16 protein-coding genes and 3 pseudogenes are annotated in these 16,518 nt (G+C 47.7%); 12 read left to right on the forward strand and 7 right to left on the reverse strand.

Annotated features, from left to right (window positions below; all coding sequences use genetic code 11):
* Positions 1–528: 528 nt before the first annotated feature.
* A complete protein-coding gene (locus AXFE_RS02800) occupies positions 529–753 on the reverse strand; it encodes a hypothetical protein (protein WP_052604263.1) in 225 nt (74 codons plus the stop codon).
* Positions 754–1,146: 393 nt separating this feature from the next.
* Between AXFE_RS02800 and AXFE_RS02810 the strand changes: the two genes are divergently transcribed.
* The 9 genes and pseudogenes from AXFE_RS02810 to AXFE_RS02840 all read left to right on the forward strand — a co-directional run bounded on the left by AXFE_RS02810 (position 1,147) and on the right by AXFE_RS02840 (position 7,232).
* Positions 1,147–1,473 (forward strand): group II intron maturase-specific domain-containing protein, encoded by a 327-nt coding sequence (locus AXFE_RS02810; protein WP_052604375.1) that lies wholly within the window; start codon positions 1,147–1,149, stop codon positions 1,471–1,473.
* A gap of 186 nt (positions 1,474–1,659) precedes the next feature.
* Complete coding sequence (locus tag AXFE_RS02815) at positions 1,660–2,367, forward strand: IS3 family transposase (protein ID WP_152625820.1); 708 nt, start codon at positions 1,660–1,662, stop codon at positions 2,365–2,367.
* 14 nt (positions 2,368–2,381) lie between these two features.
* On the forward strand, positions 2,382–2,474 hold the full coding sequence (locus AXFE_RS21275) for an IS3 family transposase (RefSeq protein WP_407071668.1): 93 nt from the start codon (positions 2,382–2,384) through the stop codon (positions 2,472–2,474).
* 373 nt (positions 2,475–2,847) lie between these two features.
* Complete coding sequence (gene istA / locus AXFE_RS02820; protein ID WP_152625821.1) at positions 2,848–4,362, forward strand: IS21 family transposase; 1,515 nt, start codon at positions 2,848–2,850, stop codon at positions 4,360–4,362.
* Entirely contained in the window at positions 4,362–5,126 is a 765-nt protein-coding gene (gene istB, locus AXFE_RS02825; protein WP_052604378.1) for an IS21-like element helper ATPase IstB, read from the forward strand. The genes istA and istB overlap by 1 nt, the downstream gene beginning before the upstream one ends.
* Entirely contained in the window at positions 5,123–5,455 is a 333-nt protein-coding gene (locus AXFE_RS19000) for a hypothetical protein (protein WP_152625822.1), read from the forward strand. Before istB ends, AXFE_RS19000 begins: the two co-directional genes overlap by 4 nt.
* A gap of 870 nt (positions 5,456–6,325) precedes the next feature.
* Positions 6,326–6,586: a hypothetical protein gene (locus AXFE_RS02830; RefSeq protein ID WP_052604379.1), complete on the forward strand. Its 261-nt coding sequence runs from the start codon at positions 6,326–6,328 to the stop codon at positions 6,584–6,586.
* A 40-nt stretch (positions 6,587–6,626) separates the two neighbouring features.
* A pseudogene (locus AXFE_RS19005) lies at positions 6,627–6,973 on the forward strand (transposase); the annotation flags it as partial.
* The gene (locus AXFE_RS02840; protein ID WP_152625823.1) at positions 6,957–7,232 is read left to right on the forward strand and encodes a Fic family protein; all 276 of its coding nucleotides are present in this window, start codon (positions 6,957–6,959) and stop codon (positions 7,230–7,232) included. The pseudogene AXFE_RS19005 and the gene AXFE_RS02840, both read left to right, overlap by 17 nt.
* 163 nt (positions 7,233–7,395) lie before the next feature.
* Here AXFE_RS02840 and AXFE_RS02845 read toward each other — a convergent pair whose 3' ends face one another.
* From AXFE_RS02845 to AXFE_RS02855, 3 genes are all read right to left on the reverse strand, one after another.
* Positions 7,396–8,565 (reverse strand): hypothetical protein, encoded by a 1,170-nt coding sequence (locus AXFE_RS02845; RefSeq protein WP_052604382.1) that lies wholly within the window; start codon positions 8,563–8,565, stop codon positions 7,396–7,398.
* Position 8,566: 1 nt separating this feature from the next.
* The gene (locus AXFE_RS02850; protein ID WP_052604383.1) at positions 8,567–9,259 is read right to left on the reverse strand and encodes a hypothetical protein; all 693 of its coding nucleotides are present in this window, start codon (positions 9,257–9,259) and stop codon (positions 8,567–8,569) included.
* Between the two features lie 371 nt (positions 9,260–9,630).
* Entirely contained in the window at positions 9,631–9,963 is a 333-nt protein-coding gene (locus tag AXFE_RS02855; RefSeq protein ID WP_052604384.1) for a hypothetical protein, read from the reverse strand.
* A gap of 407 nt (positions 9,964–10,370) precedes the next feature.
* On the opposite strand from AXFE_RS02855, the gene AXFE_RS19010 reads away from it, so the two are divergent.
* The gene (locus AXFE_RS19010) at positions 10,371–11,057 is read left to right on the forward strand and encodes a hypothetical protein (protein WP_152625824.1); all 687 of its coding nucleotides are present in this window, start codon (positions 10,371–10,373) and stop codon (positions 11,055–11,057) included.
* A 77-nt stretch (positions 11,058–11,134) separates the two neighbouring features.
* On the opposite strand, the gene AXFE_RS02865 is transcribed toward AXFE_RS19010, so the two are convergent.
* Together AXFE_RS02865 and AXFE_RS21795 are read right to left on the reverse strand one after the other, a co-directional pair.
* A complete protein-coding gene (locus tag AXFE_RS02865; RefSeq protein WP_052604386.1) occupies positions 11,135–11,521 on the reverse strand; it encodes an RNA polymerase sigma factor sigma-70 region 4 domain-containing protein in 387 nt (128 codons plus the stop codon).
* Positions 11,522–12,370: 849 nt separating this feature from the next.
* Positions 12,371–14,280, reverse strand: a pseudogene (locus AXFE_RS21795) (hypothetical protein); the annotation flags it as partial.
* 94 nt (positions 14,281–14,374) lie between these two features.
* Here AXFE_RS21795 and AXFE_RS02885 point away from each other — a divergent pair.
* Positions 14,375–14,713 (forward strand): helix-turn-helix domain-containing protein, encoded by a 339-nt coding sequence (locus AXFE_RS02885; RefSeq protein WP_052604390.1) that lies wholly within the window; start codon positions 14,375–14,377, stop codon positions 14,711–14,713.
* A gap of 553 nt (positions 14,714–15,266) precedes the next feature.
* Here the strand turns inward: AXFE_RS02885 and AXFE_RS02895 are convergent.
* Positions 15,267–15,611 carry an integrase core domain-containing protein gene (locus AXFE_RS02895; protein WP_052604392.1) on the reverse strand — a complete coding sequence of 115 codons (345 nt, stop codon included), beginning with the start codon at positions 15,609–15,611 and terminating at the stop codon, positions 15,267–15,269.
* 191 nt (positions 15,612–15,802) lie between these two features.
* On the opposite strand from AXFE_RS02895, the pseudogene AXFE_RS19020 reads away from it, so the two are divergent.
* Positions 15,803–16,518 (forward strand): annotated as a pseudogene (locus AXFE_RS19020) (IS1595 family transposase); the annotation flags it as partial.

The raw sequence follows: 16,518 nt of genomic DNA on the forward strand, positions 1-16,518 counted from the left end.
AGGTAGTAGTAGATGCCACTAGCTGGACCACGTAGCCAGGAGATGTCTGTGACCCAAATTTCAAGCGGACAAGTCGCTAGGTGACTAGGTGTACCACGCTTTACTTGCTTTTTAGCTCTACCCCTGTGGTTGTTTTGCTTCTTGTCGCGAAGGATACGATAAAACGGTAGATTCTGATCCGAGATATATACCCTTGTCAGCTAAAGCTGGAACTACTTGACTTGGTGGAAGTGATGAGTACTCCTCTTTATGTAGAGTATCTAGGATCTCTTGACGCTCAGATTCATCAAGAGCAAAGCATGGTTTAGCCTTAATGACAAAGGGACGCTTGTCATGGGTATCCTCACCTTCAGCCTTGGAACCTCTGGTAGCTGCGTAGTGACAGCCCGAGTTCCTTTACCGCTAGTTTGAGCCGGGCTCCGGCACTATGAGCTTCATCAATAAGTTCTACTGCGAGTAGGCGATCTGAGGGAGGAGATCATTGTAACCCCTTTGTCCCTCGCCAGAATAGCCTCGGCTTTTCCTTGGCTATACCAGCAGTGTGTATGTCTCTTGCAGTGCCTTTTCTTTTCTATTTAGTTCAGCTTCGAGCTTCTTTGACTTAGCCTTCTCACTTGCTAGTTCAGATCGGTATTTAGAAGTGGTTTCACCACTTCTATCATTCGCCTTTGAACAGGTGATTCTCCAATTATCAAGCTCTTGTTTCAAAATGCCATTTGATCGAAGATATTCACCGAGTTGCAACTCGCTCATTGCTGCTATAGCAAGTACGCACCTGGAACTTAGCTTCTGAGCTCCACGTATGTGTCGGAGTTCCCTTTACTGGGTCCTTGCTAATTAGGTCAGCTTCTACTTCCTTTTTCCAAAGGTAGATAGTTGCTTTTGGTATCTGCTCTTCTTTAGCAAGTTGGGAAAAAGCACCTCTTGGGGTGTTTGGACCTGAAAGGAGCGTCCTTATTTTTCTGACAACAGCTTCTTTTTGATCCTTTGGATAAGGTATCATCGTGCGCCGGAGTTCTCGCCCTATGGAGTTGTACATATTTTACTTGAGCAGATGCCAACCATCCTGACACCTAGGGCAATAGCTTTGACTTCCTGGGATATACCTTTAGAGGCAGAGTCGTAAATGGCAAGAGAGGACTCTTCGTGAGCTTTACTCCAGCTATTAGCAATAAAGCCAAGAAGGCGATACGGGCAACGACCAGAGGATGGCATCTAAACAGATGGAGTAGCTTAGAACTGGAAGATATCGCACTTAGTATCGATCCGGTCGTTAGGGGCTGGGTCAACTACTACGGGGCATTCTATGCCTCAAAGCTGCGATTCATAGCCAGCAACATAGACAGGCACTTAGTTCTTTGGCTGATGCAAAAGTACAAGAGATTAAGAGCTAGGCCACGTAAAGCATGGGAGGTGCTCGCTGCCATTAGAGCGGAGAGACCAACCCTATTTGCACACTGGCAACTGATCTAACTACTAGATATTCGAACTGTGGGAGCCGGATGAGTCGAGAGGTTCACGTCCGGTTCTGGGAGAGCCAGGGGGTGAGATTCCCCCTGGCCACTCACCTGGATAAAGGACACAGACGGGAACTGATTTACCAGTTCATAGATATCCGGAAGGCCGATTTTCCAATCAATGTACTCTGTAGGGTCTTAGCTGTATCGCGTTTATGCCTATTACCGCTGGTCGGTGAGGAGGAAGTACCTCGAAGAGCTACATAACACTCGTGAGAATCTCAAAGAGAGGCTCCTTGAGGCATTTGTAGCTAACCGTAGGATCTACGGAGCACCGAGATTGACTCATGAGCTCAGAGATAGCGGTATTAACGTCTCAAGAGCAACCGTAAGTCGCCTGATGGCAGAGTTATCCATCACTGGCGCTTGTGGAAGAGCTAAGACGATCACGACCAGGCCAGATAGACACGCCAGGAAGAGTTCTGATCTAGTTGAGAGAAACTTCTCCGTCGATGAAACAGACAAGCTCTGGGTGAGCGACCTGACCTACATCGGCACCAGGGAGGGCTGGTTGTATCTGGTGTGCATCATGGATGCGTGCTCACGGCGAATCCTTGGATACTCGATGAGCGATTCAATGGACACCCAGATGTTCATCGATTGCCTCGATAAAGCACGATCTACCAGGGGAAAGGTATTGATGTCAGATACCATTTTTCGCATCGACCATGGATCTCAATACACAAGTAATGAGTTCAGGGAGATGCTACGACTCTCTCAGTTCTCACAGTCGATGGGGAGCGTTGGGGATTCCTACGATAACGCTATGGCTGAGGCGCTTTTGCGCCTCATTGAAGAAGGAGCTCGTATATCAAATAAGTCTTCAACACCAGAGAGGAGGCAAGAATGAGATCTTCGACTTAGATCCAATGGTACAACCGAAGGCGGAGACATTCAAGTCTTGGTGACATTTCACCAATTGAGTTTGAGAACTCTCTGATGGCAGAAGCTGCATAGCAGGGGTTTGATTACGAATTTTGTATTTCAGGAAAAGTAGCAGTAGCAAAATACTGGTGCTGATAGTTGACGATTGTTGAATTGTGTGTAAGCGCTGCGCGCTTATGCACATTTCAATAGTCGCCTATGCCTGTCAACGGCCATTAGAAAATGCATGAATATGGCCATTCGGAATGAATGATTATGGCCACGAAAATTGCATACGAGATGAACGCATAGCGTGATCAACCGCTTTTAGATCTAATCGATCCAAGAGTTGTTGACACCATGGTCTTCTGGCTATCACTTTTAGGGAAAAAAGAAGAATGGAGGCCCTTGTCTGCGGCATGATTGGGTTTGAACAACATCCAATAAGCCGAGAAAGGGCCCTGAAGTGAAGGATAGCAAAGAATCCATGGATATCATCGAGGCTTACGATCTTTTTGGATCGTATAACGGAGCAGCTAAGTACGTTGGCCGTTCTCCAAACACTGTTAAGAAGTTTGTTCAGGCGCGAAGTGCCGGGCAACTTATCCGACAGGGTAATTACGAGAGGCGCCCCAAGGCTACTGATAAGTATGTAGCCGTAATCGAAGAAGCCGTTGACAGATCCAAGGCTAGGGTCCGGGCTAATCAAATTCACCTCAGGCTTGTAGCACTTGGCTATAGCGGTTCAATGCGAAGCACTAGAAGAGCGGTTGCTAAAGCTAAGGTCGCCTGGAGGAAAGCTACGATAAGAATCTATTGGCCTTGGATCAGTGAGATCGGAAGATGGGCACAGTATGACTTTTCCGATGGTCCCGTGATTGACGGGAAAAAGACCACGCTCTTTCACTTCTACCTACCCTTCTCTAAGGTGAGGATTGTAAAGCCAATTCCGGATCAGTCGCTTCCAAATGTGATTATGGCTCTTGATTATTGTTTTAGATACATTGGAGGAGTACCAGCCTACGTACTTACTGACAATGCCAAGACTGCTGCTGTAAAACATATCGCAGGGGTGGCTGTCATCAACCCAAAGATGGTCTCTTTCGCTAGTGCGTATGGTTTTAGTATTCAAACTTGCGTTGTTTACGATCCAGCATCAAAAGGTGGAGTAGAAGCTGCAGTAAGGGTCGCAAAAGAGGATATCTGTCCAAAAGATACCAACTTGGTTCAAAGCTACACAGACGTTGCTGAACTTGAAGCTGCATGTGCCGCCTATACAACTTCTATCAATTCTGTTGTTCACTCAACCTCAGGCAAGATTCCATCAGTAGTACTCAAATCCGAGGCCATGACCTTTCATGGCCTTCCTAAAGTTCCCTATCTCGCAGCTTATGGAGTGATGCGCAAGGTAGAGCCAAATATGCCCATCGTTAGATTCAACCACTGCGGTTACTCAGTACCAGCGAAATATCGTCGCGAAGTCGTCTATGTTCGCAGCGTTTTAGACGAGATAGTCATCGTAGCTCAAGATAAAGCCGGCGGATATGTTAGCGAAATAGCACGCCATAGACGAGGAGAAGCTTTCAGCTACGTAATTGACGATGCCCATAAGGAGAAAGATCACCCAAGTGGCCCCCTCACTAGAATGCCGATTCCCACTAATGAAATTCAAGCTAAGTTTCTTTCGATTACACCCGATGCTAGCCAATGGCTCATTAGGGCTTGTAACAGCGGAGCAAGTGGCATTGAAAGCTCGATAGCCGATCTGGTAGGACACGCTAATGCGGAAGAGTCCTCTTCGGTAATTTCAGAGTCACTTCGCCTTAGCGCCTTTAATCACTCGGCCATATCTGATCTCTTGGTAATTCACAAAAGGTCATCTATGGACGGAACTAAGACCACTTCGCAACGAAGTTCTAAACCACAGGGACCTTATGGTGCATCTACTGACTCCTGGTCTGCACTAAAGGCGGTGTCATAATGGCTGATAATCCAATCCAAGATGAGATCGAAGCTATGGCCAAACGTCTTAGGCTTCCTCATATCAGGCGGAGCTTCTATGATTTAGCTCTATCGGCCCGAGCACAGCGATGGGATTCACTAGAGCTCATCCGGGTGTTACTAGAGATAGAACTAAAAGGCAGGAGTGCCTCTAGCCTCGAGACTCGCCGTATAGCAGCAAATCTTCCCTCCAATCGAACCCTAGAGGGATTTGACTTATCCATATCATCGATTCCAAGTAGAACTATTGCTGGGTTATCCAACTTAGAGTGGGTGGGTCGTAAAGAAAACCTACTGGTGCTTGGTCCTCCTGGAACCGGAAAGAGCTTTTTAGCTGAGGGTCTCGCAAGTGCTGGAATCGAAGCGGGTTTCAAAGTGGCCTGGTACAGCACAGAAAGTCTTTGTCGCGCTGTAGATATTGCCAAGGCCACTGACACTTTGGCGAAGATGATGGTCAAATTGGGCAGAATGGATTTGATTGTCGTTGACGACTTAGGAATACTTCCTATGGACTCTAAAGAATCAGAGTCTCTCTATCGAGTAGTTGATTGTTGTTATGAGAAGACTTCGATGGTTGTGACTTCGAACTACCCCATAGCATCCTTCGACGAGATCATCATGCCTCGATCTCTCGCCGCGGCACTCGTTGATCGTCTTTGTCACCATGGCCATCTCATAGAAACCAAAGGCGACTCTATTCGCCTCACCCAAGCTCTTTCAGGTAGAGGCGTGGTGCCACTGTGAGCGAAATAGATAATCCATCTCCAAAGAAGTCCTGTCCTGTTTGTGCAAGTCAATTCGTCTCAATCGGTCGACGCATCTATTGCTCGTCAAATTGTAAACATAGGGCCTATCGAAGACGACACCAAGGACTGGTGAGCAATTACATAGTTGGGATAGGTAAGCCTTCTCGAAGTACAAGCATCTATGAGTGTCCTTCTTGTGGAGTGCACGAACTTGGCTTACAACGCTGTGGCGATTGTGGAGTCTTCATGACTCGCGTTGGTATTGGCGGGCTATGTCCTCACTGTGACGAACCTGTTGCTGTGGGCGAACTTATGGGAGAGATATAGCACTTCTAGAAACCCAAGCAGTAGTCAAATAAGAGCCCGACCAAGGTTTATGTTAGACCTTGGTCGGGCTCTATCTATCTCGGGCTCAACCTATGCAGGTGGATATCGGGATGATTGGCATCTGCCAAGTGTCTCGATCGATAACTGCTCCAAGCAAGTGCCGCTAAACATCTGAGTAAACTCCGTTTCAAAATAGCCAAATGACGATACGACTTAGCCCTTGGCCAAAGAGAACCAAGACGAATAGCGAATCGTCATCATTTAGACAAATCCCACCGAGCCCAATACTTGTCGCAAATGGGAAACGATGTCATTGGTTCACCATTCCAACTGCACACATAAGTACCAATGGGGCCAGTTTGATCGATTGCAAGCAAACCTATCGTTGGGTTATCGTCGCGTAACGGACGATTGGATTTCGTAAATGGGGCCAGTTTGATCGATTGCAAGCAAACCTATCGTTGGGTTATCGTCGCGTAACGGACGATTGGATTTCGTAAATGGGGCCAGTTTGATCGATTGCAAGCAAACCTATCGTTGGGTTATCGTCGCGTAACGGACGATTGGATTTCGTAAATGTCAGGGAGGGATTCAGTTAGAGCCCGCAACAAGTTGCTTATATTCTCCCCAACAAGAAATGTCCATAGAAGGACCGAATGAAATATCTACCAATAACAGAAAAAGGCATATCCAGTAAACGCGAACTGTGGTAAATTGTGCAAAAGTGATGGCCGCCCGCATGCATTTTTCGTGGCCGCCAACTTGCAGTTCTCAATGGCCATTAACATGAGTCGCTCTTTAAGACGGTAAAGTACTTTCCAAGCTATCCCTATTTCAGGATTTGCGACAATAGAAGAATCGCGTAAGTGGATGAGTGAATTCGTTGATCACTACAACAACGACCATCAGCACTCTGGCATCAAATTCGTAACTCCGCAACAGGCACACAGTGGCGAACATATTGAGCTATTAAATAGACGGCGCGAAGCTGTAGGTGGGAGCAACGCAAATCCAAACCAGGACGGTGGATCTCGGGCAAATGCAGAGACTGGGATCCAGTATCAGAGGTACCAATTATTCCTACGAATAAGTCGGTTGGAGATGGACCAAAAGGGAGACGAAAGGAGGTAGCTTAGACGGTGCGAAAGTGACAACTTCCTTGGCAGGCTCCGATTCTAATACCAAGCTGATAAGTGATGGTAACCCAAGTTACGGGGTATGTGCTGAAAGACCTTGGACTAGCGCACTGGTTCACTCTATCCAAAGACGAACAAGCACATGTAACATTCAAATGGCTCAACATCCTGATAGGGAACTGCAAGAAATTTATCGACGGAACATACCACGGACGTGAGGAACATAAGCAACTTATGCCTCGAGGAATTCGCATACCGATTCAACGCAAGGCACTTTGAAATGTCCTTGGTAGAGCGACTTCTCAATACATGTGTGTTTGCGTCTCCACATCCGCTACTCCGCGAATCTGATTCCAAAATGGCTCTTGCTTACGAAACTTGATAAGTATGTAAAGGTTCGTGCACGTTCTGCTACTGACCTGCTGTTGCGACTCCTTGTCGGCGCACCCGTTGTGACCGTCAACAGCGCCGCAAGCCTCATAGGGCGGAGCTTCGTTCACCCCAATGAAGCGGTCACTCGACTTGTCGAGACTGGCATTCTCAAGCAGGTCTCCGTTGGTCGTCGAAATCGGGCCATCGAGACACCTGAAATCATCGTCGCCTTTGCTGCGCTAGAACGGCAACTCGCCCATTTTGAGTAAATGCGTTGCTGTCGAATACGCCAAACGGTCATTTCGCAATGGCCCCTATGGTGACTAATAGGACTGGTAAAGAGTTTTGGAATACTCAGGATGACTTCTACTCGTTTCCCCTCTTCATCCAGGAGTAGGACGAACTGGCGCACCTCAAACTACTCCCTCACTTTTACAAAACGTTGAAGCTGACTGATGTGTTGATGATCCCATATCTCGGCCATAGCGCATTTAGCTGTACCTGCCCTAGCGGAGGCAGTGGAGAGATCCAGATCCATAAATTTCGGGGGTCATTCGGTGGTCTAAAGAAGCGGTTTGAGATAACATCTCCCCGCCCATCATTGAACCTGGGGACTTCGATAGTACCCGTGGCACGTCCGTCAAGGAACAGCACTTCTAGCTGGAGGCCATCAAAGATGTCGATCCGCCCTGCTTGATTGGGTGCGAGCTTAGATCTAATATCGTCGAGTATTTCGCTCATTCCCCGCGGCAGCGCATCACCTCCTATTTGAAGGTGAATTTCGAATCCGTCGTCGTACCTTAAAATTTCCTCCAAGATGAGAGTCGCTTTATCGACAGAGGCGATCACAATCGGCGAACCAAGTTGCGACTTAGGCCTTACCGCAGCCTCATCTGGAATCTCGAAGAGCAAAGGAACGGGAGAACTCGGGGCAGTTGTAGCGTAATGAAAGGCCTCGGTAAGCATCGGTCGCAATCTGTCTTCGTTTCGAAAGAAACCCTTTGAACCGAGTAGCACACCCGTATCGTGAACCTCAGACCATGAGCCCAATACGTCAAGTTGAATGACTCCTACTGTTACGGTTTTAGACTGTACACCTAATCCTTGAAGCACGTCAGAAGCAACTGACGAAACGAGGTTCCAGTCCACGATCATGGGTCCTTCTGGACGATCTGGCACAGCACCATTTCTATGGTAGAACCATCGCTGCGCTTCCACGATGATGAGACGCATGCGTTCCGCGGCCTCGCTTGATACGTCCGTTGCACTTGATGTCACACGAGCTAAGAACTGGTCCGATGCCTGAGTCATGGCCCGAAGGATCGCCGCACTCCCTTGAGGTTGAAGGACTAGGACATCTCGGACCGAAGAGTCAATGATCTTTCCCCACCAGGAAACCCACTGTCGATTTGCAATGGAACGCATCGATTCATCAAGGAGGCCCCTGAGATCTGGGAGATCGCCCTCAAGATTGGGGGGATATAGTTCCCACCTTGGTATCTCAAGTAGGCACGCATCTCGAACGAAAAGTGCCAAGTGCGGATACCAAGGCCTATCAGCAGCTAGGCGCCAAGGGGGCGCTGCGTAATCTTCACTATGCACCTTAGGATACCACCGTATACGACCTTGCACCCGCGGAGGTGCAAATTCCATTCGCCCCCAAAACGTAACCGTATAATGAAGGATAGATTCCAACTACGTTTGCGCTATAGCTTCCTGTGCCGTCGATATCATAAAAGCTTGTTATCCAACTATTTTCAGAGATTGGATCCTCCCATTGAAACAATATGGGCCGACCGTAGGTTGTGTTAACAACTTCGGCTCCCCATCCGTAATAGTATGACTGCCCATTTACCGACGCATTGACGTTCCATCCGGTCCAACCATATACACCGGAATTGTTAGAATCCTTCTCAATGTAAATATATGAATATCCGCAATTTCCATACACCGTGTTGAGCGGCGAAACGCCACTATTACGATTAACAACCGGGAGCCGAGAAGCCATAGATGATGGAACCGTAAGCGAGGTACCGTCTGCCAAGACCAACCGGCTTAGGCCAGATGCAAAATCCACTCTAGAAACAACCGGGATTGACCTAAGCGGAACTCGAACTTCGACTGCCTTAGCAGTCACGTACGGAGCTGTGAGAGCTACTAGCGCAGTTGGCAATTGATCCCCTATTTGCCTGCCAGGGGAGGTACTCGTGGCCGTCGCTGGAATGGTGTAACTTGTATTTCTTGCTCCCTGCGCAGAAGCAGCGGTTGCACTAACGGCAACAGCCAATGCCCCCAAACCAACTGCGATCCTTCCTGTTATTCTTTTAATACCACTGTGAAAGTCCCTTCTTTGTTATTAGTTATCATTCAGATAGCGTTCGTCTATATGGATCGTTAAACGAGTTCGCCTATCGTGGATAAGACCTTGATTTATTGATTCTGCCGTAAATCATCCCCATGGCAACCACCACATTCAAAGACAACCTCAGTAGTCATAGAACACTGGTAGTAACGCTAACGATTTATTTTGCGCGTCGCATCTGCTTAAAAGATGATTTTGGGGACTTTTGGGCTTTATTTTCTCTGGAGGATAACTTTCAGAAGTAACCAGTCATGCGTCCGGATCGGGTACCTTGGCGTCTCTCCCAGCCACCTCTCCCAATCCAGCTAGATAGACAAGTCGTGACCATCATTGTTGACCACAATGCCTACGTCTAATTGATCTTGCAGAAGTGCCTGCTGTCTTGCTGCTACTCTTGCCGCTTTGTGCTGTTCTGTTCTGACGCACGCTACAAAGCGCTCCTTGTCAACCTCGCTCAAGTTGTCATGCCATCCATCGAACTTGACCCGCCACTCATTCACTGCTGCTCGTTGTCCGGCAGTGCGTTGTGGATCTACTCGCTTGTTGTCTTTTTGTGCGTCTAACTTGGCTAGAGTAGCCCGTACCTTAACTAGCGTCTGGGCTGTCTGCTGTAACTCCTCTTGGGTTACAGTTCCCATTTCATTAGCAAGTGCATCTCTGGCAGCACTTAGTCCTCGATTATGGCGGTCTCGACTAATTGCACCTGACGGGTCCCCATTTGTTGGTCCAAAATTGATGTGAGTTTTGGATCGGGTTGTTCTACATAATAGCTATTCCAGGAGAGATCCCTAGAGCTTTTTACCATTCAGTAGTAGCTAGCTGTTGAGGCTGTGGGCGAAGATCAATCGATTGTGTTTAAACGCTCCGCGTTTATGCACATTTCAATAATCACTTGCGAACTGATTATCCACGATGAAATAACCGTTGCGAGAAACCACGAAATCAGAGAGTCAAAAACGGCTCAAAATGGCCAATTAACCATCAATCTGAAAGAAGGCAAATGCGTCAACTATCCTGACATTCGCCGTTATGCACTAGTGGTATATTGACCAACCCAAAATTAGCTTTATGGACATACAACGCTGGATGGAATGGCGTTAGCTACAAAAATGTAAATGGGAAACCGACGGTGGTCTACAACGACTCCATATTTGCCCATTCTTCTGATAATCCAGCTCGGTACGTCTTAGATGTACTTTCAAATGCTGCTAGATACAGCAGTGGAACTATATCTGGCTCGTCCAGCATGTCAGTTACAGGACTAGCGCCAGGGGCGAGCGGGAGCGTGAATCAGTTACGTCAACGTAGTGCGCTCTGGATGGCGTTACTCTCTGGGAATAGTTGTCAGTCGGCGCTACACACGTCGTGTTTCGATGCGCTTCCAACAATTATGGGCAACTATGACGGAATCGTAATCCCCTCCGCCCCGTCGCAGATGAAACAAGACCTGATATCCACCTCAAAGCCTCTCGCTGGTGACATCATTCTATTTGGTAGTTATGTGACCACAACCAATCCGAAGATCCACAAACAGACCACCAGGTTGCAGATCAATAACAACAGCTATGGGGTAATGCTCGATCCAACCACAAACAAGATTGCGTTAGTGGTCGCTGGGACGGCACCATCTTTCCGCTCTGCAATAAATGTCGTGCAAATGCCTTCAGCCCCTAGTGTCGGTGGACAGATAGATTCACAGACAGTTCAATTCATTGGAAGTCCATTTGGGTGAGCTATCAAAATTAAAGTGTTAGACGACATATCTACCATCAATACCGCAATTTTCCTCGTGGACGTGTATCGCGACACCTAGCGAGCTATCAGTTGGTGAACTCTCTGATACGAGATGCCGAGAATATCGCCAATATCCCGTAAAGAAAGGCCCTCATTGGCCAGGTCGTGAGCGAGACTTTCGGCATCGGTCTGCACTTCACGTTCGAGTCGTATTGCAGTCTCTCGGGTAGACCGCAGTCGGGCAGTTCGTTCAGCTACCTCCACCGTCCCAACCTTCCCTATTTCTATGTCAACATTGAAACTATCGGATGGAACGTCTAGAGTGATCGCGATCAGTGAGCTCGCCATTGTTCCGGCTTCGCTGAGACGTCGTGCTTGTGTCAACCCGCCGATCTCGGGGATGCTGACCATCCACCAACGGCCCTCTCTGGCAACTGTTGCTTTGTAGGTGTGTTTGGTCATTTGTTGTCCTATCTATCTGTATGGCAGGTACAACCCGCGATTGCCTTACGCGCATTGTGAACGACACCAGGGGAGATCGTTTTGTGACCGTCCGGGAGTGTGAAATGATGCTGGCCACTGGAGCATCCATACATCGTGTGACTACCGTCGGTCCGCAATGCTGTCCATTTGGCTGCTTTGAACTCTTTAACCATTTTGCGAGAGGATTCTTCTGCAACCATATGGTTAGTCTAGGCAACAATACACGTAAAGTCAATCAGGCTAGACATGAATGTTTACCGACTTTACATTCCGAAATAGGCATGTAAGCCCTCTGATTCATCCGCTGTGAGGCTGCCAAGCATATACCGAGAGCGTTAAAGTAAGTAAGTGTTTTTATGTTGTGAAGTTGATATGTCAAGTAGGCGTGGCATCACAACCGAATACAACAATGGTGCCCAGCTTGCGCCGAACACCCTTGAAATGTTATACCTAATCCTATAATAGTGCAGTCTACCAGGGGTTTTAGGAACACCCCCCTGAGCTGCTGCACCCAGGACAACACCAGCAAGATCCCGTTTTCATCATTGATGTTCCACATTCATAACACAGTGGCGCATCAACGATCCTACTATAAGGATGCTCATCTATGGAAACCTGTTCCTTTAGAGGCGACCCCAAAGCTTTAGCATCGGCGGAATAGTGTCCAAGTCGCATTCTAAGTTCAACTTCCGTGGGATTGCCGTCAAGCTCGGGGAATGAACTACCTACTGAGTCGCCGTTCATAGATGTATATGGAAGCTCAACCATGGTTTGACGTTCCTCTGAGCTATGAATCCCAAGCTCTGAGCGAGTGCCAGAGTCAAGCTAATCAATAGCCACACGCCTGAAGATGCAGTCAACCAAAGACGAGGCAATCCGAAGATCGGGATCGTCAGTCATCCCTGCTGGCTCAAAGCGCATGTTAGTGAACTTGCGAACATAAGTTTCAAGCGGTACACCATGCTGTAGGCCAAGACTTATGGCTATCGAGAAAGCGTCCATGACTCCGGCCGATGTGGAACCCTGCTTGGAAACCTTAGCAAACAACTCACCAGGCCGTCCGTCGTCATACTCCCCTACTGTCACGTATCCTTCTGCTTCACCAACACGGAAAGCATACGTGCGGCTTCTGCGGTGACGAGGAAGGCGACTGCGAACTGGAGAGATTACTTTAGGCTTTGAAAGTTCTTCTTCCAGCCCAGCTACACGGTGGCGCAAAGTTGAGCACTCTGCCTCTGCCTCCGCTGCAAGAGCTTCCCACGTTTCTGTTTCTGATGTCGTATCTTGAGTTGCTAAATCTTTAGTGCTCGAGAGCGGTTGGCTAACCTTGCAGTTATCACGGTAAAGAACTACGGCCATAAGTCCAAGCTCCCACGCTTCGATGTAGGTTTCCTCGACTTCTTCGACGATTGTTTCCTCTGGAAGATTGGCCGTCTTTGAAATCGCTCCAGAAAGAAATGGCTGAACAGCACTCATCATCTTGATATGGCCGCTCGCTGAAATAGAGTTCTCCCCAACGGCAGTTGCGAAAACCGAACGATGTTCGGGCCGAAGATGCGGCTCTGACGTTAGAGAGCTGCCGTTTACTATTGCCTCGAGAATAGCTTACCGATCAGACTCGCTGTAGCCGAGGCGCACAAGTGCTGATTCGACGCACTGTACAGGGAGGATCATATTTCCACCACCAACCAGTTTCTTGTACGAAACAAGCGAGAAAGCGGGTTCGACTCCAGTCGTACCACAGTCCATCAGGAACGAAATAGTTCCGGTTGGAGCAAGGAGCAAGGAGCAAGCAGCGTAGCCTGAGCATTGCGAACGCCAGAGGTACGAGCTATCTCTAGGGTGTCATCCCAGATTTGTGTAGCAGATGAGAAAAGTTCCGGCGAAACCAACTTCTCGTCGATCTTCCCCATTGCTTCTCGGTGCATATAAAGTACTTGAAGAACTGATTCGGCGTCGCGTGAGTATCCAGTTAACGGCTCAAGGCGTGCTGCAAGTTCAGCCGAAGTCATAAAAGCAACTCCGGTCATAAGTGCCGTAACAGTCGCTGCAAGCGCCCTTCCGCTGTCTGAGTCATAAGGCAACCCTAAAGTTCATAAGAAGCGCTCCAAGGTTTGCATAACCCAGTCCTAGCTGGCGATAAGACCGAGTGTTCTCAGCTATAGCCTCGGTTGGGTAATCACTGTGATTGATGAGAATATCTTGGGCAGCAAACACCAACCGGCTTACATGAACGAAGGACTCGACATCAAACGAACCATCATCACCCAAAAAAGACAGCAGATTCAGAGATGCAAGGTTGCATGACGAATTATCAAGTGAAAGATATTCTGAACATGGGTTCGACCATTTATCCGTCCAGCTTTTGGCGTAGTGTGCCAGTGATTGATTGTGGTATCGAACTGAAGTCCTGGATCGGCACACTCCCACGCAGCTTGGGCAATCTGACGCATCAGGTCACGAGCACGCATGGTGCGAAGTAATCCACCTGTCTTTACTGCTCTAAGTTCCCAGTTCTTGTCCTCGAGCACAGCTTCCATGAATTCATCAGTTACCCGAACAGAGTTGTTAGCGTTTTGGTACTGGACTGAAAATCCGTCCCTACCATCAACTCCCATATCGAAACCAGCATCCCTGAGCGCCCTAGCTTTGTGCTCTTCTACTGCTTTGCACCAGATAAATTCTTCAATTACTGGATGTGAAGCGTCAAGAATGGCCATCTTCGCAGCTCTTCTAGTTTCCCTAGTCACAAATTCGTTTAATTAAGGAATTAATCCCTATTTGTAGTGTTTTACCTATACAGAGGTACATTTCACTACACTTAGTAGAAAAATGGAAAAGAAGATCGGTCGACCTGCTTACAAGGTTGTTCTTTCAGACAACGATAGAAAGTTCCTAGAGGGTGTAATCCGCAAGACCACCTCTCCACAGTCTCACGTAACTCGTGCCAAGATTGCTCTTGGAGCTGCTGATGGCCTTAGCCACGAAGAGATCGTTGAATTGTCCGGTGTCTCAAGCTTTACTGACTCTAAGTGGAGGAAGAGGTTCTCTCTCTTTGGGGTATCAGTTCTATCTGATGCTCCACGAAGTGGAACCCCAAGAATCCGGAGCCCGCCAAAGAAGTTGTCACTTCCACACAATCTAAGCTACCTCCTTTCGGCTCCCTTTTGATACATTTCCAACCGAACTATTCGTAGGAATAATTGGTACCTCTGCTACTGAATCGAAAGTCTCTGCACCTACCCGATATCCACCTTCGTGGTTTAGATTTGTGCTGCTCCCACCTACAGCGTCGCACCGCTTAGCACGTATCTCGATTTGTTCGACGCTATGGGCCCGTTGGGGAGTTTCAAACCATTACGAAGGGGTGTCTCAACTGCACAATTCACACTCACTTGGGCTCAAATCGCAACCCCCATCACACCCAAAGAATTAGGGACCTCGTGTACCGGTGAATGTCAGGATAGTTGACGCATTTGCCTGCTTTCAGATTAATGGCCATTTGGCCATTTTGAGCCGTTTTAGTCTCTCTGATTTCGCGGTTTCTCGCAACGATTATTTCATCGTGGATGATCGGTTCGCAAGTGATCATTGAAATGTGCATAAACGCGAAGCGTTTAAACACAATTCAACAATCTTTGACCACTTTCACCAACAGTTTTCTTCTGCTGCTACTACCAACTAAGTCAAATAGTCATTGAAGATACTTGATGGAGCTATATAATCAAACTTTGACTAACGACCGATCTATCTCGCGGTGGTGTGGTCCATGTTCTCGCCAGGTGAGGCTCCAATCTCTCACTTTGGAGTTGGCCCACCTCCTTGGACTAGGTTCTCTAGCTTTTTCGTAGAGCTCGGCTCGCTTTGAGAGTACCTCCATATGGTTACCTTCGTGGACATCGTGTGGAGTGACGAACTTTAGAGCACTATGGCGGTGGTGGTAGTTGTAGTAACTGACAAACTTCTCCACCCAGATCCGACTATCTGCAAGGCTTTCAAATCCTTGAATAAGGATAACCTGGCCAGTACTTGGTTGTACGAAAGAGCGCCTCGATGTGAGGGTTGTCATCTGATATTGAAAGGTCGTGAGTTAGAGGTGGTGATTCCCATCTTGTAACAAAGCTCCAGTAGAGACGATCCTTTCATCGGTGAGCCGTTGTCACTATGTAACATACTTATCAAGTTTCGTAAGTTTCGCCTCCACCGAGACCAGATTGGAGCTAATCTTTAGTAGAACAGATGTTCGATAAAGGAGGCATGGTGGATATCTCAGGCTTTATGGTACGCTTCGCTTCAGAGGAAGCATGTGAAGATCATTTGATCAAATTGCTTATGCTATGAGGGATTTAGATGCCCAAAGTGTGACTCTGACCAGTTTACCTTAATCAGGCCAAACCATCGAAGAAATGCAGCATCTCGAGCTCCACTTTTTCAATGTAAATCTTGTCACCGTCAAACTAGCGTTACCTCCGGGACTATCTTTCATCGAAGCCATATCTCTTTATCCAAGTGGTTCTCCGCTATCTATCTATTGTCCAACGACAAGCGTGGTCTTTCGGCTACTACCATTGCTAAATTCGTTCAAGTATCTTATTCGACTGGCTGGTTGATGCTAAATAAGCTACGAAAAGCAATGACTGACCGAAATGGTTTATATAAACTTGGAGGAAACGTCCAGGTAGATGAGTTCTTTTTAGGTAGTGAGAGCCATGGCGAAGGCTAAAGAGGAAAGGGAACAAAACAAACCAATGTCCTAATTGGAGTGTCGATTAGCAATGGTGCTCCTACTCATTGCTTCATGGAAGTAATCAAAGATACCACTGCTAAATCATTCAAAGATGTTTTTGTGAGACGTTTAGATTCCGATACCAAGCTGATAAGTGATGGTAACCCAAGTTACGGGGTATGTGCTGAAAGACCTTGGACTAGCGCACTGGTTCACTCTATCCAAAGACGAACAAGCACATGTAACATTC

The sequence above is a fragment of the Acidithrix ferrooxidans genome (assembly GCF_000949295.1).
GTDB lineage: Bacteria > Actinomycetota > Acidimicrobiia > Acidimicrobiales > Acidimicrobiaceae > Acidithrix > Acidithrix ferrooxidans.